The sequence below is a fragment of the Ramlibacter sp. genome (genome assembly GCF_028291745.1).
Classification (GTDB): domain Bacteria; phylum Pseudomonadota; class Gammaproteobacteria; order Burkholderiales; family Burkholderiaceae_C; genus Ramlibacter.
Map to the genome: position 1 here is coordinate 13,843 of NZ_JAQGNQ010000081.1, position 19,615 is coordinate 33,457.

The 19,615-nt window shown below is 68.2% G+C and carries 20 protein-coding genes; 14 read left to right on the forward strand and 6 right to left on the reverse strand.

Annotation, left to right across the window (positions count from 1 at the left end; all coding sequences use genetic code 11):
• The first annotated feature begins 34 nt into the window (after nt 1-34).
• The 6 genes from nuoL (at nt 35) to JWP60_RS14685 (ending at nt 6,647) form a co-directional block, all read left to right on the forward strand.
• Entirely contained in the window at nt 35-2,143 is a 2,109-nt protein-coding gene (gene nuoL, locus JWP60_RS14660; RefSeq protein WP_299792663.1) for an NADH-quinone oxidoreductase subunit L, read from the forward strand.
• Nucleotides 2,144-2,160: 17 nt separating this feature from the next.
• Nucleotides 2,161-3,633, forward strand: a complete 1,473-nt coding sequence (locus tag JWP60_RS14665; RefSeq protein ID WP_299792666.1) for an NADH-quinone oxidoreductase subunit M — start codon at nt 2,161-2,163, stop codon at nt 3,631-3,633.
• 17 nt (nt 3,634-3,650) lie between these two features.
• On the forward strand, nt 3,651-5,135 hold the full coding sequence (gene nuoN / locus JWP60_RS14670) for an NADH-quinone oxidoreductase subunit NuoN (RefSeq protein ID WP_299792668.1): 1,485 nt from the start codon (nt 3,651-3,653) through the stop codon (nt 5,133-5,135).
• Between the two features lie 170 nt (nt 5,136-5,305).
• On the forward strand, nt 5,306-5,608 hold the full coding sequence (locus JWP60_RS14675) for a DUF2818 family protein (protein ID WP_299792671.1): 303 nt from the start codon (nt 5,306-5,308) through the stop codon (nt 5,606-5,608).
• 5 nt (nt 5,609-5,613) lie between these two features.
• A complete protein-coding gene (locus JWP60_RS14680; protein WP_299792673.1) occupies nt 5,614-6,201 on the forward strand; it encodes an NUDIX hydrolase in 588 nt (195 codons plus the stop codon).
• Complete coding sequence (locus JWP60_RS14685; protein WP_299792676.1) at nt 6,198-6,647, forward strand: DUF1178 family protein; 450 nt, start codon at nt 6,198-6,200, stop codon at nt 6,645-6,647. The genes JWP60_RS14680 and JWP60_RS14685 overlap by 4 nt, the downstream gene beginning before the upstream one ends.
• Nucleotides 6,648-6,800: 153 nt before the next feature.
• On the opposite strand, the gene JWP60_RS14690 is transcribed toward JWP60_RS14685, so the two are convergent.
• Nucleotides 6,801-8,576, reverse strand: a complete 1,776-nt coding sequence (locus JWP60_RS14690; RefSeq protein ID WP_299792679.1) for an ABC transporter transmembrane domain-containing protein — start codon at nt 8,574-8,576, stop codon at nt 6,801-6,803.
• Between the two features lie 128 nt (nt 8,577-8,704).
• Here JWP60_RS14690 and JWP60_RS14695 point away from each other — a divergent pair, with 128 nt between their 5' ends.
• Both JWP60_RS14695 and JWP60_RS14700 read left to right on the forward strand, forming a co-directional pair.
• Entirely contained in the window at nt 8,705-9,295 is a 591-nt protein-coding gene (locus JWP60_RS14695) for a hypothetical protein (RefSeq protein WP_299792682.1), read from the forward strand.
• 48 nt (nt 9,296-9,343) lie between these two features.
• Nucleotides 9,344-9,676 carry an Hpt domain-containing protein gene (locus tag JWP60_RS14700; RefSeq protein ID WP_299792685.1) on the forward strand — a complete coding sequence of 111 codons (333 nt, stop codon included), beginning with the start codon at nt 9,344-9,346 and terminating at the stop codon, nt 9,674-9,676.
• Between the two features lie 84 nt (nt 9,677-9,760).
• On the opposite strand, the gene JWP60_RS14705 is transcribed toward JWP60_RS14700, so the two are convergent.
• Nucleotides 9,761-10,141: a response regulator gene (locus JWP60_RS14705; RefSeq protein ID WP_299792688.1), complete on the reverse strand. Its 381-nt coding sequence runs from the start codon at nt 10,139-10,141 to the stop codon at nt 9,761-9,763.
• Between the two features lie 30 nt (nt 10,142-10,171).
• Between JWP60_RS14705 and JWP60_RS14710 the strand changes: the two genes are divergently transcribed.
• The 4 genes from JWP60_RS14710 (at nt 10,172) to JWP60_RS14725 (ending at nt 14,443) form a co-directional block, all read left to right on the forward strand.
• Complete coding sequence (locus tag JWP60_RS14710; RefSeq protein WP_299792691.1) at nt 10,172-11,119, forward strand: LysR family transcriptional regulator; 948 nt, start codon at nt 10,172-10,174, stop codon at nt 11,117-11,119.
• A 34-nt stretch (nt 11,120-11,153) separates the two neighbouring features.
• Entirely contained in the window at nt 11,154-12,362 is a 1,209-nt protein-coding gene (locus JWP60_RS14715) for a CoA transferase (RefSeq protein WP_299792694.1), read from the forward strand.
• 2 nt (nt 12,363-12,364) lie between these two features.
• Complete coding sequence (locus JWP60_RS14720; RefSeq protein ID WP_299792698.1) at nt 12,365-13,309, forward strand: hydroxymethylglutaryl-CoA lyase; 945 nt, start codon at nt 12,365-12,367, stop codon at nt 13,307-13,309.
• A 156-nt stretch (nt 13,310-13,465) separates the two neighbouring features.
• Nucleotides 13,466-14,443, forward strand: coding sequence for a tripartite tricarboxylate transporter substrate binding protein (locus JWP60_RS14725; protein ID WP_299792701.1), 978 nt, complete (start codon nt 13,466-13,468; stop codon nt 14,441-14,443).
• A gap of 35 nt (nt 14,444-14,478) precedes the next feature.
• Here JWP60_RS14725 and JWP60_RS14730 read toward each other — a convergent pair whose 3' ends face one another.
• Nucleotides 14,479-15,105, reverse strand: coding sequence for a YbhB/YbcL family Raf kinase inhibitor-like protein (locus JWP60_RS14730; protein WP_299792704.1), 627 nt, complete (start codon nt 15,103-15,105; stop codon nt 14,479-14,481).
• Nucleotides 15,106-15,223: 118 nt separating this feature from the next.
• Nucleotides 15,224-16,192, reverse strand: coding sequence for a tripartite tricarboxylate transporter substrate binding protein (locus JWP60_RS14735; protein WP_299792707.1), 969 nt, complete (start codon nt 16,190-16,192; stop codon nt 15,224-15,226).
• Between the two features lie 187 nt (nt 16,193-16,379).
• On the opposite strand from JWP60_RS14735, the gene JWP60_RS14740 reads away from it, so the two are divergent.
• Nucleotides 16,380-16,706 (forward strand): hypothetical protein, encoded by a 327-nt coding sequence (locus JWP60_RS14740; RefSeq protein ID WP_299792710.1) that lies wholly within the window; start codon nt 16,380-16,382, stop codon nt 16,704-16,706.
• Nucleotides 16,707-16,831: 125 nt separating this feature from the next.
• A complete protein-coding gene (gene ltnD, locus JWP60_RS14745; protein ID WP_299792713.1) occupies nt 16,832-17,716 on the forward strand; it encodes an L-threonate dehydrogenase in 885 nt (294 codons plus the stop codon).
• A gap of 155 nt (nt 17,717-17,871) precedes the next feature.
• Here the strand turns inward: ltnD and JWP60_RS14750 are convergent, their stop codons facing one another.
• Both JWP60_RS14750 and JWP60_RS14755 read right to left on the reverse strand, forming a co-directional pair.
• A complete protein-coding gene (locus tag JWP60_RS14750; protein ID WP_299792716.1) occupies nt 17,872-19,077 on the reverse strand; it encodes an MFS transporter in 1,206 nt (401 codons plus the stop codon).
• The gene (locus JWP60_RS14755; protein WP_299792719.1) at nt 19,074-19,280 is read right to left on the reverse strand and encodes a DUF6494 family protein; all 207 of its coding nucleotides are present in this window, start codon (nt 19,278-19,280) and stop codon (nt 19,074-19,076) included. Before JWP60_RS14755 ends, JWP60_RS14750 begins: the two co-directional genes overlap by 4 nt.
• Between the last annotated feature and the right edge of the window lie 335 nt (nt 19,281-19,615).

Here is a 19,615-nt window from a genome sequence, read left to right on the forward strand (position 1 = left end):
TGCAAGGCGCCAGGGCCGATCCGGAAAAGAAACGATGGCTACATCCCTCAACGCAGCAACCCTGCTTGCCGTTCCGCTCGCGCCCCTGGCCGGCGCGCTGCTGGCGGGCATCTTCGGCACCACGCTGGGCGGCAACAAGCTCGGCCGCCGCGTGGCGCACACCGCCACCATCCTCGGCGTGCTCATTGCCTTCATCATTTCGGCGATGACGCTCAAGAGCGTGGCCGTGGACGGCGCGCGCTTCAACCAGACCCTCTACGAGTGGATGCAGGTGGGCACCCTGAAGATGGAGATCGGTTTCCTCATCGACGGCCTCACCGCCATGATGATGTGCGTGGTGACCTTCGTGTCGCTGATGGTGCATATCTACACCATCGGCTACATGGAGGAAGACCCGGGCTACAACCGCTTCTTCGCCTACATCTCGCTCTTCACCTTCTCCATGCTGATGCTGGTGATGAGCAACAACTTCCTGCAGCTGTTCTTCGGCTGGGAGGCGGTGGGCCTGGTGTCGTACCTGCTGATCGGCTTCTGGTTCACCCGGCCGACGGCGATCTTCGCGAACCTCAAGGCCTTCCTGGTCAACCGGGTCGGCGACTTCGGCTTCATCCTGGGCATCGGCCTGATCCTGGCCTATACCGGCACGCTCAATTACAGCGAGACCTTCGCCAAGGCCGGTGAACTCGGCGGCCTGCCGTTTGGCTACGGCACCGACTGGCGCCTGATCACGGTCACCTGCATCTGCCTGTTCATCGGCGCCATGGGCAAGAGCGCGCAGTTCCCGCTGCACGTGTGGCTGCCCGATTCGATGGAAGGCCCGACGCCGATCTCCGCGCTGATCCACGCGGCGACCATGGTGACGGCCGGCATCTTCATGGTGGCGCGCATGTCGCCGCTGTTCGAGCTGTCCGATACCGCGCTGTCCTTCATCCTGGTGATCGGCGCGATCACGGCGCTCTTCATGGGCTTCCTGGGCATCATCCAGAACGACATCAAGCGCGTCGTGGCTTATTCGACGCTGTCGCAGCTCGGGTACATGACGGTGGCGCTCGGTGCTTCCGCGTACAACGTCGCCGTCTTCCACCTGATGACGCACGCCTTCTTCAAGGCGCTGCTGTTCCTCGCGGCCGGCTCGGTGATCATCGGCATGCACCACAACCAGGACATCCGCTGGATGGGCAACGTGCGCAAGTACATGCCGATCACCTGGATCACCTTCCTGCTCGGGTCGCTGGCGCTGATCGGCACGCCGCTGTTCGCGGGCTTCTATTCGAAGGACTCGATCATCGAGGCCGTGCACCTGTCGAAGCTGCCCGGCTCCGGCTTTGCCTACTTCGCGGTGATGGCCGGCGTGTTCGTCACGGCCTTCTACTCGTTCCGCCTGTACTTCCTGGTCTTCCACGGCAAGGAACGCTACGACCAGAACCCGGAGGCGCACCACGCGCACTACTCGGACGAGGAGCCGGACGTGCAGGGCCACCTGGAGCACAAGGACGACCACGGCCACGGCCATGACGCCCACGGGCATGAGGAACACCACGAGCCGCACGAGTCGCCCTGGGTCGTGACGGTGCCGCTGATCCTGCTGGCGATTCCCTCGGTGGTGATCGGCTTCGTGACCATCCAGCCGATGCTCTATGGCGACTTCTTCAAGGACTCGATCTTCGTCAACCTCGAGCGGCATCCTGCGCTGGAGGAGATGGCCAAGGAATTTCACGGCCCGGTGTCGCTGGCGTTGCATGGCCTGACGTCGCCGGTGTTCTGGCTGGCGCTGGCCGGCGTGGTGCTGTCCTGGTTCTTCTACATGATCAAGCCGGAGATCCCGGCGGCCATCGAGCGGCGTTTCAGCTTTGTCTACAAGCTGCTCGATAACAAGTACTACCTGGACTGGATCAACGAGAACGTGATCGCCCGCGCCGCGCGCGCCCTCGGCACCGGCCTGTGGAAGGGCGGCGACCAGGCCATCATCGAAGGCGTGTTCGTCAACGGCAGCGCCCGCATGGTGGGCAAGTTCGCCGGCGTGATCCGCTGGGTGCAGTCCGGCTACATCTACCACTACGCCTTTGCCATGCTGCTCGGCATCGTGGTGCTCATGACGTACTTCGTCAGCTGGCCGATGCTCAGCGACTGGCTCAAGAAGTAAGGACAAGAACAATGCACATGGGACTTCTGAGCCTGGCGATCTGGACCCCGATCGTGTTCGGCGCCATCCTGCTCGCGCTGGGGCGCGACGACCAGGCGCGCACGGCGCGCTGGGTTGCGCTGATCGGCGCGGTGGTGAGTTTCGCCGTCACGCTGCCGCTGTACGGCCACTTCGACACGTCGACCGCGGCCATGCAGTTCGTCGAGAACGTCAGCTGGATCGAGCGCTTCAACGTCAACTACCACGTGGGCCTGGACGGCATCTCGTTCTGGTTCGTGCTGCTCACGGCGTTCATCACGGTGATCGTCGTGATCGCCGGCTGGGAGGTGATCACCGAGCGCGTCAACCAGTACTACGGCGCCTTCCTGATCCTCTCGGGCCTGATGATCGGCGTGTTCTGCGCGCTCGATGGCGTGCTGTTCTACACCTTCTTCGAGGCGACGCTGATCCCGATGTACCTGATCATCGGCATCTGGGGCGGGCCCAACAAGATCTACGCGGCGTTCAAGTTCTTCCTGTACACGCTGCTCGGCTCGCTGCTGATGCTGATCGCCCTGGTGTACCTGTACACCAAGTCCGGCGGCAGCTTCGACATCCTCACCTGGCACCAGCTGCCGCTGTCCTCGCTGGCGCAGACGCTGCTGTTCTTCGGCTTCTTCGCGGCCTTCGCGGTGAAGGTGCCGATGTTCCCAGTGCACACCTGGCTGCCCGACGTGCACGTAGAAGCGCCCACCGGCGGCTCCGCCGTGCTGGCGGCGATCATGCTGAAGCTCGGGGCCTACGGCTTCCTGCGCTTCTCGATGCCGATCGCCCCCGACGCCTCGCGCGAATGGGCGTGGCTGATGATCGCGCTGTCGCTGATTGCCGTGATCTACGTCGGCCTGGTGGCGATGGTGCAGCAGGACATGAAGAAGCTGGTGGCCTATTCGTCGGTCGCCCACATGGGCTTCGTGACCCTCGGCTTCTTCATCTTCAATGACCTGGGCGTCGCCGGTGGCCTGGTGCAGATGATCGCGCACGGCTTCGTCTCGGGCGCCATGTTTCTGTGCATCGGCGTGCTGTACGACCGCGTGCACTCGCGCGAGATCGCCGACTACGGCGGCGTGGTCAACACCATGCCGACGTTTGCCGCCTTCGCGGTGCTGTTTGCCATGGCCAACTGCGGCCTGCCCGCCACCGCCGGTTTTGTCGGCGAGTGGATGGTGATCCTGGCCACCGTCAAGGCCAATTTCTGGCTCGGGCTGATGGCCGCCACGGCGCTGATCTTTGGCGCGGCCTACACCCTGTGGATGGTCAAGCGCGTGTACTTCGGCCCGATCGGCAACGAGCACGTGGCCGCGCTCACCGACATCAATGCCCGCGAGTTCCTGATGCTCGGCGTGCTGGCAGTGGCCGTCCTGTACATGGGCATCTACCCGAAACCCTTCACCGACGTGATGAACGTCTCGGTGGCCGGCTTCCTGAAGCACGTCGCGGCCTCGAAGCTCTGACGGATCGAGAATCAAAGATGGACAACACAAGCCTCGCCGTCGTCGCGCCCGAGATCATGCTGCTGGTGATGGCATGCGTGGTGGCGCTGGTCGACCTCGGCGTCAAGAGCCGGCTGCGCACGGTCACCTACTGGCTCACCATGATCACGCTGGCCGTGATCGCCTGGTACACCGGCGACCTCGCCGCCCGCGGCGACACCGTCTATGGCTTCAACCACATGGTGGTCAGCGACGCGATGGCCAACTGGCTGAAGTGCTTCGCCACCATCTCCATGATGGTCTGCCTGGTCTACGGCCGTCCCTACGCCGGCGATCGCGACATGCTGCGCGGCGGCGAGATGTTCACGCTGGCGATGTTCGCGCTGCTCGGCATCTTCGTGATGTGCTCGGGCCAGCACTTCCTGGTGCTGTACCTCGGGCTCGAATTGCTCACGCTATCCAGCTATGCGCTGGTGGCCCTGCGCCGCGACCACACGGTTTCCACCGAAGCGGCGATGAAGTACTTCGTGCTCGGCGCGATGGCTTCGGGCTTCCTGCTCTATGGCCTGTCGATGATGTACGGCGCCACCGGTTCGCTGGACGTCGCCACCGTCTTCAAGACGATCGCCACCGGCCAGGTGAAGCACAACGTGCTGGTGTTCGGCCTGGTGTTCATCGTCGCCGGCCTGGCCTTCAAGCTCGGTGCCGCACCGTTCCACATGTGGATCCCGGACGTCTACCAGGGCGCACCGACGGCGGTGACGATCATGATCGGCACCGCGCCGGAACTCGCCGCCTTCGCGATTGCCATTCGCCTGCTGGTCGAAGGCATGCTGCCGCTGGCCATCGACTGGCAGCAGATGCTGGTGGTGCTGGCGGTGGCCTCGCTGTTCCTCGGCAACCTGGCGGCGATTGCGCAGAGCAACCTCAAGCGCATGCTGGCCTATTCGACGATCGGCCAGATGGGGTTCGTGCTGCTGGGCCTGCTCTCCGGCGTGATCCACGGCGATCCGGTGTTCGCGCGCAATGCCTACAGCTCCGCGATGTTCTACATCGTGAGCTACGTGCTGACGACGCTGGGCAGCTTCGGCGTGATCCTGCTGCTGGCGCGCGAGGGCTTCGAGAGCGACGAGGTGGCCGACCTGGCCGGCCTCAACCAGCGCAGCCCGCTGTATGCCGCGATCATGTCGATCTGCCTGTTCTCGCTGGCCGGCATCCCGCCGCTGGTGGGCTTCTATGCCAAGCTCGCCGTGCTGCAGGCGCTGGTCGTGGCGGGCAGCCCCTTGTACATCGGCCTGGCGATCTTCGCCGTGCTGATGTCGCTGGTGGCGGCCTTCTATTACATCCGCGTGGTGAAGGTCATGTACTTCGACGCGCCGATCACCGCGACCACGGTGGCCGCGCCGATCGACGTGCGGGTGGTGCTGACCATCAACGGCGCGCTGGTGCTGATCCTCGGCATCCTGCCCGGTGGCCTGATGACGCTCTGCGCCCAGGCCATCGTCAAGATGCTGAGCTCCTGATCGCATGACCCCCAAGGTCCTCACTGCGTTCGGCCCGGCCCCCCAAGGGGGCGCAGGCCTCCTTGGGAGCGGCCCGGCGGACGTCATGGCCCCCAAGGTCCTCACTGCGTTCGGCCCGGCCCCCCGAGGGGGCGCAGGCCTCCTTGGGAGCGGCCCGGCGGAGGCCTGACATGACCCAGACGGCTTCCATCTGGCTCGTGCTGGTGCTGGCCTTCTGCGCCGCGAACCTGCCTTTCCTCACGCAACGCGTGCTGGGCATCGTGCCGCTGGTGCGCGGCAAGAACCTGGCGATCCGCCTGGCGGAACTGCTGCTGATGTACTTCCTGGTTGGCGGTATCGGCGTGCTGCTGGAACAGCATGCCGGGCAGATCTCGCCGCAGGGCTGGGAGTTCTATGCGGTGACCGGCGCGTTGTTCCTCACCTTCGCCTTCCCCGGCTTCGTCTGGCGCTATCTTTTCAAACGGAGACACTGATCCACATGGCCGACGACAGCCACCTGACCGAGCACACCACGTCCCGCGAGGAGCTGCTGAAGGGCCACTTCCTGCACATCGTGCGCGAACACGTGCGCCTGCCCGATGGCGGCGCTGCCACCCGCGAATACGTGCTGCATCCCGGTGCCGTGGCGGTCGTGCCGCTGCTCGATGACGGCCGCATCGTGCTGGAGCGCCAGTACCGCCATCCCACGCGCCAGGTCATGATCGAGATCCCGGCGGGCAAGCTCGATGCCGGCGAGTCGTCGCTGGTCTGCGGCCAGCGCGAACTGCTGGAGGAGACGGGCTACGTCGCGCGCGAATGGGCGTTCGGCTTCACCATGTATCCCACCGTTGCCTATTCGGACGAAGCGATCCAGATCTGGTTTGCCCGTGGGCTGGAGCTGCGCGGGGCGCGGCTGGACGAGGGCGAGTTCCTCGACGTCATCACCGCCACGCCCGAGGAGTTCCTGGGCTGGTGCCGCGACGGCAAGGTGGTCGACTCCAAGACGCTGGCCTCGGCGGTGTGGATCCAGAATGTGCTGGCCGGCACTTGGAAACTCGACTGGCAGACCCCAGCTGCGATTGCATGAAGGTCCTCAACCTCCAATGCAGCCAGGCCCACGGTTTCGAGGGCTGGTTCGGCTCCGAAGAAGACTTCCAGGCCCAGCTGGCACGCGGGCTAGTGGAGTGTCCCTTGTGCGGCGACGCGCAGGTGAGCAAGCTGCCCAGCGCCCCGCGCCTGAACTTCGGCGCGCCGGCGCCCGCTGCCGCGCCGGTGGCCAGGCAGGAAGTGATCTCCGCCCCGAACGCGCAATTGCAGGCCGCCTGGATGCACATGGTCAAGCAGGTGATGGCGAATACCGAGGACGTTGGTGAGCGCTTTGCCGAAGAGGCCCGCAAGATCCACTACGGCGAAACCGAGGAGCGCGGCATTCGCGGGCAGGCGTCGCGTGAAGAGACCGAGTCACTGCTGGAGGAAGGCATTGCGGTGCTGCCGCTGCCGATTCCCAAAGGTCTGAAGGGGCCTTTGCAGTAGCAGTGTTGAAAGGGGCGCGTTGCGCCCCTTTCGCTGCCGGCTGTTGCCCCTTCCCCCTCCGGGGGAAGGCCGGGATGGGGGCGCTCCGAACATCGCGCAGGCCGCAGCGCCCCCACCCCAACCCTCCCCCGGAGGGGGAGGGAGTCCATATGGTCAAGTCATGAACTGCAGCGCCGCCAGCCGTGCATACACGCCGCCGGCCGCCATCAGCTCCTCATGCCGCCCGCTTTCCACGATCCGCCCATGATCCAGCACCACGATCCGGTCGGCCTGCTGGATCGTCGCCAGTCGATGCGCGATCACCAGCGTCGTGCGGTCTCGCATCGCTGAAGCCAGCGCCGCCTGCACCATCCGCTCGCTCTCGGCATCGAGCGCGCTGGTCGCCTCGTCCAGCAACAGCAGCGGCGGGTTCTTCAGCATGGCGCGGGCGATCGCGATCCGCTGGCGCTGCCCGCCCGAGAGGCGCACGCCGCGCTCGCCCAGGAAGGTGTCGTAGCCTTCGGGCAGGGCGCGGATGAAGTCGTCGGCGAAGGCGCCTTGCGCGGCGGCATGGACCTCGGCCTCGGAGGCGTCGGGCCGGCCATAGCGGATGTTCTCCAGCGCCGACGCCGAGAAGATCACCGGCTCCTGCGGCACCAGGCCGATGCGCGCGCGCAAGTCCTGCAGGCGCAGGCTGTCCACCGGTGCAGCGTCGATCTCGATCGCGCCCTGCTGGGGATCGTAGAACCGCAGCAGCAACTGGAACACCGTGGTCTTGCCGGCACCGCTCGGGCCGACCAGGGCCACCGTCTCGCCTGGCGCCACGGCCAGCGAGAAGTCCGTCAGCGCCGGCATGCCGGGGCGCGACGGATAGTGGAAGCGCACGTTGTCCAGGCGCACGCTGCTGCCCGCCGGCGGCGTCGGCACCGAGCGCGGTTGCTCCGGCGAGAGCACGGGCGACCGGCTGGCCAGCAGCTCCATCAGGCGCTCGGTCGCACCGGCGGCACGCAGCAGGTCGCCATAGACTTCGCCCAGCACCGCGATCGCACCGGCGAAGATGCCGACGTAGAGCGCGGCCTGTCCGAGCTGGCCGGCCGTCAGCTGGCCGCGCAGCACGGCCTGCGTGCCCTGGTACAAGCCCCACAGCATCAGCGCCGCATTGGCGATGATGACGAAGGCCACCAGCACGGCCCGTGCCCGCGTGCGCCGCACGCCGGTCTGGAACGCGCTCTCGGTGGCGGCGCGAAAGCGCTGCGCCTCGCGCTCCTCCGCGGCGTGGCTCTGCACCACGGGAATCGCATTCAGCACTTCGGCGGCGATCGCGCTCGAATCGGCCACGCGGTCCTGGCTGGCGCGCGACAGCCGCCGCACCCGCCGGCCGAACACCATCGCCGGCAGGATCACCAGCACCACGACCAGCAGCACCTGCGTCATCACGTAGGGATGCGTCACCACCAGCATGCCGAGCGCGCCCACGCCCATCACCAGGTTGCGCAGCCCCAGCGAAACCGAGGAGCCGACCACCGCCTGCACCAATGTCGTGTCGGTGGTCAGGCGCGACAGCACCTCGCCGGTCTGCGTGCTCTCGAAGAAGGCGGGGCTCTGTTCCAGCACGTGGGCATAGACGGCGCTGCGCAAGTCCGCCGTCACCCGTTCGCCCAGCCAGCTCACCATGAAGAAGCGGCCGGCCGAAGCGACGCCCAGCGCCACGGCCACCGCGAACAGCAGCAGGAAATGTTCGCGCAGCGCCACCAGCCGCGTGCCCGGGTCGGCGGCGATGCCGCGGTCGATCATGGTCCGCAGCGCGATCGGGAACACCAGCATGGCCGCGGCTGCGAGCACCAGGAAGAAGCCGGCCAGCGCGATCCGGCCGCGATACGGCCGCAGGAAGGGCAGCAGCCCGGTGAGGGAGCGGGAGGGCGCGGGGCGCCGGGGCAGGGCTGCAGGCATCGCGGCAGTGTAGTCATGCGCCTGCGGCCACTCCGCGCGTCCTTGCGCGGGCACCCCGGCTGGGCTTGCTTAACGTGCCTGACGCGAAGCAGACCTTCCCGCCCGCCTCGGGTAGAGTCCACTTCGTCATGGCCATCCCGACTCTCACCAACATCCCTGCGCGTGCGCGCCTCGACCTCGATCGGCCGTGGCAGCACGGCGACACGCTGCCCGCCCCGGAGGCGGTGCACAGCGACGGCGACACTGCCTGGGCGCTGTTCAACGAACTTGCGTGCGAGCAGGAGCGACGCTTCGCGGACACGGCGCCGATGACGCAGCCGCCTCTGCGTCCCGAGGAGGTCAGTTGGGCCGCCACGATGCCGGCCTCCGCCGCGGCCGTCCAGCCGCGCCTGGTGCCGCCCGCAGCCCCCAAGGCGCAGTCGCAGGTGACGCTCGACGCCGCGATGCTGCTGGCCCGCCGCAACAATCGTGTGTGTCCGCGACCCGAGCGCTGGAGCGCGTTCACGGCGCTGCTGCCGGTGCGCAAGAGCGGCCGCGGTTCGCAACGGCCGCCCGCGCCCGCCACGGGGGACGCCTGGGCGCTGACTCCGCCGCTGAGCAAACGCCTGTGTTTTCGCGAGCAGGTCGAGTGGGCCGAGAGCCTGGGCGTGCTCGCGCAAGCCATGGCCTTCATGCAGTCCATGGCCGAAGGCGAGTGGCTGCACATGGGCGAAGAGTGACGTCGCTCTCGCCGGTCGCAGCAAAAGCAGTTTCACCGTGAGCCGGACATGAGCCATACCTCCAACGCCAGCGATTTCCAGCAGACCCTGCAAAACTTCCGCGACGAATTCGCGCAGCAGGTGCCGGGCCGCGTGGCCGAAGCGCGCGAGCGCCTGCAGGCGTGCCGCAGCGATCCGGCCAACGACGTGCTGGTGCGCGACTTCTATCGCTCCGTCCACAAACTCGCCGGCTCGGCCGGCACCTTCGGCATGACCCGCCTGGGCGACGACGCGCGGGCGATCGAATTGCGGATCGAGACGCTGCTGGGGCAGGGGCAGCGGAGTGCAGAAGACTTCGAGGCGTTGGTTCCGGGGGTCGAGGCGCTGGCGCCGGCGGCCTGAATTCGGACTTGGTAGGCTGGGCTGCCGCAGGCACCCCAGCAAGGTGCGCGCAATAGCTGGGGTGCCTGCGGCAGCCCAGCCTACTCAAACGGGCAAGTACTTCTTCAACCGCGCCCCGAGTTCCACCGGATTGAACGGCTTGCTCACGTAATCCGTGGCCCCGGCCGCATACGCGCGGTCGATCATCTGCTGGTCGTCCTTGCCCGTGAGCATCACCACGGGCACGTCTTTCCACGCCGGCAGGCTGCGCAGCCTGGCGAGCAGCGTCAGGCCGTCGTGCACCGGCAGCATCATGTCCAGCAGCACGAGTTGCGGCACCGGCCCGTGTTCGATCGCCGCCATCGCCTCCGCGCCATCGGCCGCCCGCTGCACGCTCCAGCCCTGGCGCTGCAGCAGGAAGCGCAGCAGCGTGGCAATGGTTTCGTCGTCGTCGATCAGCAGGGCAGCGGGGGTGGCTTGGGGCATGGTGCGATTGCGCTTGGGTACGATAGTCCGGTGACAACCGTCGGCTCCCTTTATAACCTCGCGCGATTCGACCTGGTGTCGATCCGGTTGGTGGTGGATTGTGTGCAGCATGGCAGCCTGAGCGCCGCCGCGCGCGAGGCGCACCTGGCGCTCGCCGCCGCCAGTCGCCGCATGCGCGAGCTGGAGGATGCCGTGGGCGAGCCGCTGTTCGAGCGCCACGGGCGCGGCCTGCTGCCCACGGCGGCGGGCCGCGTGTTCGCGCGCCACGCAGTCGGCCTGCTGCAGTCGCTCGAGCAGATGGGCGCCGAGCTGGCCGACCTGCGCCAGGGCATTGCCAAGCACGTGCGCCTGTGCGCCAGCACGGCGGCCATCAACCAGTTCCTGCCGCCGCTGCTGGCGCGGTACGCGAAGCTGCACCGGCAGGTGCGCGTCGACCTCGACGAGCAGGTTTCCAGTGCCGTGGTCGCGGCACTGCGCGATGGCAGCGCCGACCTCGGCGTGTTCGTCGAAGGGGCCGAGACCGACGGCCTCGATGGCCGCGTGTTCCGCCGCGACGAGTTGATCCTGGTGCTGCCCGCGCGCCATCGCCTCGTCGGGCGCGGCGCAGTGCCTTTCAGCGAAGCACTGGACGAGGACTGGATCAGCCTCGGCGATGGCGCCGCGCTGCTCCAGAAGCAGCAGGAGGCGGCGCATGCCGCGGGCCGACCGCTGCGCCTGCGCATGCAGGTGCGCAGCTTCGACGCGGTGTGCCACCTCGTCGCCTCGGGCCTGGGCATCGCCGTGCTGCCGAAGAACGCGGCGCTGCCCATCGTCGGCGCGATGAAGCTGCACTGGCGCGCGCTGTCCGATCCCTGGGCCTCGCGCCGTCTGCTGGTGGCCACGCGCTCGGGCGCGCAGGACCCCGCCGTCGCGGCGCTGGCCGATTTCCTGGTCGAGCCTTCGCAGAATGCGAAAGCTCCCCGCCGCGATCGGCAATAGACGCGGGCCCGCGCCGCGCGCACACTGCGGCGCCATGGAAACAAGAGCCTCCTTCGGGCCGCTCGCCGGCTTGAAAGTGGTGGAGATGGGCCAGCTGATCGCCGGCCCCTTTGCCGCCAAGACGCTGGCCGACTTCGGCGCCGACGTCGTCAAGATCGAGCCGCCGGCCAGCGGCGACCCGCTGCGCAACTGGCGCCTGCTGAAGGACGGCACCTCGGTGTGGTGGCAGGTGCAGTCGCGCAACAAGCGCAGCGTGGCGCTGGACCTGAAGAACCCGGAGGCGCAGGAGATCGTGCGCAAGCTGGCGGCCGAGGCCGACGTGCTGGTGGAGAACTTCCGGCCCGGCGCGCTGGAGGGCTGGAACCTCGATCCGCAGCGGCTGCTCGAGGCGAATCCGCGCCTGGTCGTTTTGCGCATCAGCGGCTACGGCCAGACCGGCCCTTACCGGGACCGCCCCGGCTTCGGCGTGGTCGGTGAAGCCATGGGCGGCCTGCGCCACCTCACCGCGGAGCCGGGTCGGGTGCCGGTGCGGGTCGGCGTGAGCATCGGCGACACGCTCGCGGCGCTGCATGGCGTGATCGGCATCCTGATGGCGCTGCACGAGCGCCAGCGGTCCGGCCGCGGCCAGGTGATCGACGTCGCCCTGTACGAGGCGGTGTTCAACTGCATGGAAAGCCTGCTGCCCGAATACAGCGCCTTCGAGGCGGTGCGCGGGCCGGCGGGCAGCGCGTTGCCCGGCATCGCGCCGACCAACGCCTACCTGTGCAGCGACGGCTACGCGCTGATCGCGGGCAATGGCGACAGCATCTACAAGCGACTGATGGCGGCGATCGGTCGCGACGACCTCGGGCAGGACCCGGATCTCGCCGACAACGCGGGCCGCGTGCGGCGCGTGGGAGAGATCGACAGCGCGATCGGTGCCTGGACGAAGACGCGCAGCGTCGGCGCAGTGCTGCAGGTGCTCGATGGCGCCGGCGTGCCTTCGGGGCGCATCTACACGGTGGCCGATATCGCGGCCGATCCGCACTACGCGGCGCGCGGCATGCTGCAGCAGATCACGCTGGCGGATGGCGACACGCTCACCGTCCCGGGCATCGTCCCCAAGCTCTCGCGCACGCCGGGCGCGCACCAGCGCAACGCGCCGGCGCTCGGGCAGGACACCGAGGAAGTGATGCGCGAGATCGGGCTTTCGGATTCACAGATCGCCGCGCTGAAAAGCCGCGGCGTCATCAAGGCAGGATAAGCATGGGCCAACGCATTTTCTTCAACGAGGTCGTCACGCGCGACGGCTTCCAGATCGAACCCGAGTTCATCGCCACCGATGCCAAGGTGCAGCTGGTGGACGCGCTCTCGGCCTGCGGCTACGCCAAGATCGAGGTCACCTCGTTCACCTCGCCCAAGGCAATCCCCATGCTGCGCGACGCCGAGGAGGTGATGGGCCGCATCGCCCGCGCCCCCGGCGTGGAGTACACGGTGCTGGTGCCCAACTTGCGCGGTGCGGAACGGGCGATGGAAGCGCGCGCCGACGAACTGAACCTGGTGATGTCGACCTCGGAGACGCACAACCTGGCCAACCTGCGCATGCCGCGCGAGCAGAGCTTCGCGGCGCTGGCGGATGTGATCCGCCTGGTGGCTGGCAGGACGCCAATCAACGTGTCGCTGTCGACGGCCTTCGGCTGCCCCATGGAGGGCGACGTGCCGCAGCAGCAAGTGCTGGCCTGGTCGCAGCGCTTCGCGGACCTGGGCGTGCGCGGCCTCACGATCTGCGACACCACCGGCATGGCCAATCCCGCGCAGGTGGCGCGCATGTGCGAGGCGCTGCAGCAGCGCTTTGCACACCTGCAACTGACGCTGCACTTCCACAACACGCGCGGCATGGGCCTGGCCAACGTGCTGGCCGCGGCGCAGGGCGGGATCGTGCGCTTCGACGGTTCGCTCGGTGGCCTGGGCGGCTGTCCGTACGCGCCCGGCGCCAGCGGCAACATCAGCAGCGAAGACGCCGTCCACATGCTCGAGGCCATGGGCTACGACACCGGCATCGAGGTCTCGCGCCTGCTGCAGATTGCACGCGCCCTGCCGGCCATCGTCGGCCACGCGGTGCCGGGGCAGGTGGCCAAGGCGGGACCGAGCACGCAGTTGCATCCGGTACCGGCTGCCGTCACCGAACTCCGCGCGAGGCTTGGGGCTTGAGGCGGTTACCTCTTCCCCTCTGGCGCAAGCCTGGGATGGGGCACTGGTGCGCTCACGAGCGCCGCAGCGCCCCCACCCCAACCCTCCCCCGGAGGGGGAGGGAGCTATTTCAGTTATCGACATCAACAGGAGACTACCAGCGCCGAGGAGACCTTCATGCATTCCCTGTCCCGCCGCCGCTTCGTGCTCACCACTGCCGCTTTGGGCGCCGGTTCGCTCGCGCTCCCGGCACGCGCCCAATTCGCCGGCCGCACGATCACGCTGATCGTGCCTTCGGCGCCCGGCGGCACCACCGACCTGTCGGCGCGCATGCTGGCCGAGCCGCTCGCGCACGTGCTGCAGGCCAAGGTGCTGGTGGACAACCGTGCCGGCGGCAACGGCAACATCGCCGGCCAGATGGTGGCGCGTGCCCCCGGTGACGGCAGCACGCTGCTCGTGCAGTACTCGGGTTACCAGTGCATCACGCCGCTGGTGCAGCCGGTGGCGGGCTTCGACCCGGCGCGCGACCTCAGGCCGATCGGCCACCTGATCGACGCCCCGCAGGTGCTGGTGGTGCGGGCGAACTTCCCGGCCAACACCTTCGAGGAATTCCTCGCCTACGTGAAGGCGCATCCCGGCCAGGTGAACTACGCCTCGAGCGGCAACGGCGCGCTGCAGCACGTAACCACCGAGTTGCTGAAGGACCTGACCAAGACCTACATGATCCACATCCCCTACCGCGGCACCGGTCCGGCCCTGACCGACCTGCTGGCGGGCACGGTGGACCTGACCATCACCACGCCGCCGCCGCTGCTGGCGCACATCAAGGCAGGACGTCTGAAGGCGCTGATGGTCACGGGCAAGACGCGACTGGCCGCGCTGCCCGATGTGCCGACCGCGAGCGAGAAAGGCGTGCCGCTGGTGGCGTCGTCGTGGTTCGCGGTGTACGGGCCGTCGTCCTTGCCGGCGGACCTGCAGGGGCGGCTGTCGTCAGCGGTGCGGCAAGTCGTGCAGTCGGCCGAATTCAAGCGCCGTGCCGAGGAGCAGGGCGCCAAGGCGGTCGCGATGACGCCGGCCGAACTGGCGAAGCTGGGCGCCGACGAACGCGCCACCTGGGACCGGATCGTGAAGGTGGCGCACATCAAGGCGGATTAGCGCGCGGCAGGGTGGATTGCGCTGCGCGCGCCCCCCTACAGGTCGGGAGCCACCGCCACCTGCGGCGCGCCAGCCTTGATCGTGCCGTCCGGGCGCGTGTACGTGCCTATCACCATCCCGCTCGCCAGACCGCGTTCCTCGACGGCCTTCAGCACGTCGTCGCGTCCGGGCGTTCCCTTGAACGCCTCCCCCGCTCCCAGCGCGAACAGCTGGAAGGCATAGCGATGCTCGCCGTGCCCCGGTGGGGGATCGGGCGGCAGCCAGCCGGAACGCAGGTAGGAGTTGCGGCCTTCGTGCATGTGCTGGCCTTCGTGGCCCGCGCTGCTCAGCGCTCCTTCGGAGAGCGACTCGTCGGCCGCCGTGAGGTCGACGACGATCGCATGCACCAGCGGCTCGCCGGTGGGCGCGTCGGCGTCCTCCACGATCAGCGCCAGGCTGGCCGCGCCTTCGGGGATGCCGCTCCAGTGCAGCGGCGGCGAGAGGCCTTCGCCGTCGGCGGTGTAGCGGGCCGGCAGCGGCGCGTGGTCGGCAAACGCCAGGCTGCCGATCTGCAGCAGGCCCTGGCCGGTGCGCAGGCCGCTGCGATTGAACACGAGCTTGTCGAGGCCCGCGCGGCGATCGCGCAGCAGGTGGCCCACGGCTTCGGGCAGTTTCTCCAGCATGGGAGTCCTCCTTTGGCCGCAGCTTAGCCCACGGTCCGGCACCGCGGTGTGGGACGGCGGCGCACGCGGGCAGCGCGAGCTACCCACGCGGCGCACTGCCCTAGGGCCTGAACCGGCCCTAGTCGACCTTCGCGCCGGAGAAGTGGACGATCCTGGCCCACTTCTCGGTCTCCATGCGATGCAGCGCCCAGAACTGTTCAGGCGTGCCGGGAATGGGCACGCCCCCCAGGTCCGCCAGCCTGGCCTTCATCACCGGATCGGCCAGCGCCGCATTGAACTCGCGGTTCAGGCGGTCGATCACCGGGCGCGGCGTGCCTTTGGGCGCGGCGGCACCGAACCACGCGCTTGCCTCGTAGCCGGGCACCGTCTCGGCGATGGCGGGCACGTCCGGCAGCGCGGGGGAGCGCTGCGCACTCGTCACGCCCAGCGCGCGCACCGAGCCCTGGCGGATATGGGCGATGATCGACGGCATGTTGTCGAACAGCACGTCGACCTGGCCACCGATCAGGTCCGTGGTGGCCGGGCCGGCGCCCTTGTAGGGCACGTGCTTCATGTCGATGCCGGCCATGTACTTGAACAGTTCTCCGGAGAGGTGCACCGAGGTGCCTGCGCCCGAGGACGCCATGTTGACCTTGCCTGGATTCTTCTTGGCGTAGTCGATGAACTCGGCGACCGTCCTGGCGGGGAAGTTCTTCGTGACCGTCATCACGTTCGGCACGCGCACGATGCCGGCGACCGGGACCATGTCGTCGAGATAGTTGAACGAGAGCTTGGGATAGAGCGTCGCGTTGATCGCGTTGGCCGGGTTCACCAGTTGGATGGTGTAGCCGTCGGGTGCGGCGCGCACCGCCGCTTCGGTGCCGATGTTGTTGCCGCCGCCGGCGCGGTTCTCGATGATGACCTGCTGTCCCAGCTTGGTGGAGAGGTACTGCGCCATCAGCCGCGCCAGCAAGTCGGTGGTGCCACCCGGGGGATAGGCCACGATCCAGCGGATCGGCTTGTTCGGGTAATCGGACTGGGCGGCGGCCGGCGCGACGATGCTGCAGAGCAGCGCGGCGCCAGCCAGGATCTTGTGCAACAGACGCATGAACGCTCCTGTAAGTGGGCCGGGCAGCGTAGAGGCAGGAGCGCGGCAGCGTCAATCGGTGTCTTCGGCAGGGCTTGCGCACGGCGCGCCCTGCGCGACCGCGCTGCCCGGGGCGTGCGCTGCATTCCTACGAAAGCAGCGTGAGCTGCAGCCTAGATTGGCCCATAGCCAAAGGAACCTTGCACCCATGCCGCACACCAGAAACCGGATGAAGCTCAGGGGCGACATCCACCCGCCCGAGGTGGAGTACGACCTGTCCACCAATCTCGACGACGACGAGCAGGACCTGCAGGCCGATGCGCTGCGGCTCGACGACATCGACCTGCGGATCGACGAACCCATGGAAACCAGCGTCCTGGTGCTGGCCATCCCCGACCGTGTGGGCGCCACCGCGAAGGCGCAGCAGATCGCCGGCCGCCAGCTCGCGAGCCGGCCGGTGGTGGCCATCCTCGGCGCCTTCGCCCTGGGCATCCTGCTGGCGCGGATGATGAAGAAAGGCGTCCGCGCGCTGTAGCGCGGGCCGCCGCTGCCTCGCAGGCTCGGCTTCGCAACGCGAACCCCAGCGTTCCCCCAAGCCGGCCCCACGCCGGCTTTTCTTATGATCCGCGCATGCGGCCCTCCTGCCCGCAAGGAACCAGCATGCGAAACGTCGGATTGATCGGCCTGGGTGCCATGGGCCTGGGCATGGCGCAGTCGCTGCGCCGTGCGGGCCACCAGGTGCACGTGTACGACTTGCGCAGCGTTGCCTGCCGCGCCTTTGCGGCCGAAGGTGGCGTGGCGTGTGCGAGCCCGCAGGAGGTGGCGCGCCAGTGCGACGTGGTGATCGGCGTGGTGGTGAATGCGGCGCAGACCGAGCAGGTGCTGTTCGGCGAACAGGGCGCGGCAGCGGCCATGCAGGCGGGCCACCTGTTCGTGATGTGTTCCACCGTGGACCCCAACTGGTCCCAGGCGCTGGAGCAGCGCCTTGGGCAGCAGGGCGTGCTGTATCTCGACGCGCCGATCTCCGGCGGGGCGGCGCGCGCCGCCTCGGGCCAGATGACGATGATGACCGCCGGCCAACCGGACGCGTATGCCAAGGCCGGCGACCTGCTCGACGCGATGGCCGCGCAGGTCTATCGCCTGGGCGATCGCGCGGGCAACGGCAGCAAGGTGAAGATCATCAACCAGCTGCTGGCCGGCGTGCATATCGCGGCCGCCGCCGAGGCGATGGCGCTGGGCTTGCGTGAAGGCGTGGACGCGAAGGCGCTGTACGAGGTGATCACGCACAGCGCCGGCAACAGCTGGATGTTCGAGAACCGCATGGCCCACGTGCTGGCCGGCGACTACACGCCGCTGTCGGCGGTGGATATCTTCGTGAAGGACCTGGGACTGGTGCTCGATACTGCGCGCGCGACCAAGTTTCCGCTGCCGCTCGCCTCCACCGCCCACCAGATGTTCATGCACGCCTCGTCGGCCGGCCATGGGCGCGAGGACGATGCGGCGGTGATCAAGATCTTTCCGGGGATCACGCTGCCGACGGGGTGATGTGTTCGTAGGCTGGGTTGCCGAAGGCATCCCGGCAAGCGGTGCGCGATCGACCGATTTCAGAACGCAGAAGCCGCAGAACTACCGCAAAAGACGCAGAAAAAACATCGAGGAATTCTTCTGCGTGTTCTGCGTTTCTTCCGCGAGTTCTGCGTTCAGAATTCCTCGTTCAACACCGGCGCCGGCCGCAGCGCGATCCGCCACAGCGCCGCGGCCGCCAGCGCCAGCGGCACCGCCACCGCGATGAAGCCCGCCCGGTAACTCCCGAACAACGCCGAGAGCGCGCCGAACAGCGGCGGCCCCAGCACCACCCCGAGGAAGGTGATGGCCAGCGTGCCGCCGGTGGCCAGGCCGGCCAGCCCCGCGGGCGCCTGCCGCGCCACCTCGGCCAGGTACACGCCGTTCCAGCCGATCGCACTGGCGCCGAAGACGAACAGCACCGCGATCACCAAGGCGCGCGGCATGTCGGCGTGCAGCATCGCCGTGGCCAGCGAGGCCAGCGCCATCATCGTGGCCAGCATCGCCAGCATGCGGCGCGCCCCGAACCAGCGGTCCGACGCATAGCCCCACAGCACCCGTCCGATCACTGCGCCCAGCTGCGAAATCGACAGCACCACACCCGCCGCGATCAGCCCGTAGCCCAGGTTGCCGGTGAGATAGGTGACGAGATACGTGGTGAGCGACAGCTGCGCGATCGAAAAGACGAACGAGCAGGCGGCCAGCATGCGCAGCGCCGGATCGGACAGCACCAGGCGCACCGGATGCAGGAAGTTGCGCAGGCTCAGGCGGGCGCTGGGATCGCGGTCGCCGTCGAACTCGCGGCGTAGCGACTGCGCCGCGAACGCGCAGATCACGCAGGCGACGGCAATCCCCAGCAGCGCCTGCTGCCAGCCAATGAGCTGCTGCAGCCCCGGCACGATCGCGCCGGCCAGCGCGCCCCCGAGCGGCACGCCGGTCTGCTTGACCGAGAACACCAGTGACATCCGGTGGTCAGGCGTCGTGCGCGCCAGCAGGTGCGAGCTGGCGGGCGTGACGGGCCCGTAGCCCAGGCCCACCAGCACGGCGCCGGCTGCGACTGCCCACACGGCAGGCACCGCCGACAAGGCGAGCCCCGCGGCGCACACCAGCAGGCCGGCCTGGCTCACGCGGATGCTGCCCCAGCGCGCCACCACCGCGCCCGCAGCGAGGCTCGCCGCCATCGCGCCGGCATAGGCCAGCGCGATGTAGAGGCCGACATACGCGGCCGAGACCGCCAGTGCCTCGGCCACGCGGGGCGCCATGGCGGGGATGGTCAGCAGCCCCATGGCGACCATCGCCTGGATCGCCAGCGTGATGGCAAGCGGAACCCAGCTGCGGTTCACTGCAGGCGGATCTCTCCGTCGAACACGACGTTCAGTTTCAGGCCGGGGATGTCCAGGGTCATGGTGGCGGGGAAATGCTCCGTGCCGCTCGCTCGACCTTCCTGCAGCGCGCGGCCCACGGCCTGCTCGATCTCGCGCTGCGAGCTCACGCCCACCATCTTCAGGAACTTGCGAAGGCTGATGTTGAAGACTTCTTCGTCCATGCGGTTCTCCAGGATGGGCCAGTGCGCATCATCGCGCATCCGCCGGGCGGGTCCGGTGACGGGCCGCATCCCCACGGTTGGCAAAAGTGTCCCCCAATGGCGGGGGACGGCACCCACATCCCTGGGGGTAGGGAACCGAACCCTGACCGCAGCGCCGCGCCTTTTCCCAATGGCGGTGCGGCTTGCCCATTCGGGGTGCTCCCCCGCCCGGCATATTCGAGGGGCGGCATGCTTGATGCATAACGGTGCATATGGACAGCTGCGGCGCGGCTGGCGCGCCGGGGCAAGAGCCCTCGCACCGAGGCCGCCGCAACTGCCGGAACATTGATCGAGAT

Coding starts and splice junctions, on each gene's coding strand:
- nuoL (WP_299792663.1), top strand. CDS start 35: ATGGCTACATCCCTCAACGCAGCAACCCTGCTTGCCGTTCCGCTCGCG.
- JWP60_RS14665 (WP_299792666.1), top strand. CDS start 2,161: ATGGGACTTCTGAGCCTGGCGATCTGGACCCCGATCGTGTTCGGCGCC.
- nuoN (WP_299792668.1), top strand. CDS start 3,651: ATGGACAACACAAGCCTCGCCGTCGTCGCGCCCGAGATCATGCTGCTG.
- JWP60_RS14675 (WP_299792671.1), top strand. CDS start 5,306: ATGACCCAGACGGCTTCCATCTGGCTCGTGCTGGTGCTGGCCTTCTGC.
- JWP60_RS14680 (WP_299792673.1), top strand. CDS start 5,614: ATGGCCGACGACAGCCACCTGACCGAGCACACCACGTCCCGCGAGGAG.
- JWP60_RS14685 (WP_299792676.1), top strand. CDS start 6,198: ATGAAGGTCCTCAACCTCCAATGCAGCCAGGCCCACGGTTTCGAGGGC.
- JWP60_RS14690 (WP_299792679.1), bottom strand. CDS start 8,576: ATGCCTGCAGCCCTGCCCCGGCGCCCCGCGCCCTCCCGCTCCCTCACC.
- JWP60_RS14695 (WP_299792682.1), top strand. CDS start 8,705: ATGGCCATCCCGACTCTCACCAACATCCCTGCGCGTGCGCGCCTCGAC.
- JWP60_RS14700 (WP_299792685.1), top strand. CDS start 9,344: ATGAGCCATACCTCCAACGCCAGCGATTTCCAGCAGACCCTGCAAAAC.
- JWP60_RS14705 (WP_299792688.1), bottom strand. CDS start 10,141: ATGCCCCAAGCCACCCCCGCTGCCCTGCTGATCGACGACGACGAAACC.
- JWP60_RS14715 (WP_299792694.1), top strand. CDS start 11,154: ATGGAAACAAGAGCCTCCTTCGGGCCGCTCGCCGGCTTGAAAGTGGTG.
- JWP60_RS14720 (WP_299792698.1), top strand. CDS start 12,365: ATGGGCCAACGCATTTTCTTCAACGAGGTCGTCACGCGCGACGGCTTC.
- JWP60_RS14725 (WP_299792701.1), top strand. CDS start 13,466: ATGCATTCCCTGTCCCGCCGCCGCTTCGTGCTCACCACTGCCGCTTTG.
- JWP60_RS14730 (WP_299792704.1), bottom strand. CDS start 15,105: ATGCTGGAGAAACTGCCCGAAGCCGTGGGCCACCTGCTGCGCGATCGC.
- JWP60_RS14735 (WP_299792707.1), bottom strand. CDS start 16,192: ATGCGTCTGTTGCACAAGATCCTGGCTGGCGCCGCGCTGCTCTGCAGC.
- JWP60_RS14740 (WP_299792710.1), top strand. CDS start 16,380: ATGCCGCACACCAGAAACCGGATGAAGCTCAGGGGCGACATCCACCCG.
- ltnD (WP_299792713.1), top strand. CDS start 16,832: ATGCGAAACGTCGGATTGATCGGCCTGGGTGCCATGGGCCTGGGCATG.
- JWP60_RS14755 (WP_299792719.1), bottom strand. CDS start 19,280: ATGGACGAAGAAGTCTTCAACATCAGCCTTCGCAAGTTCCTGAAGATG.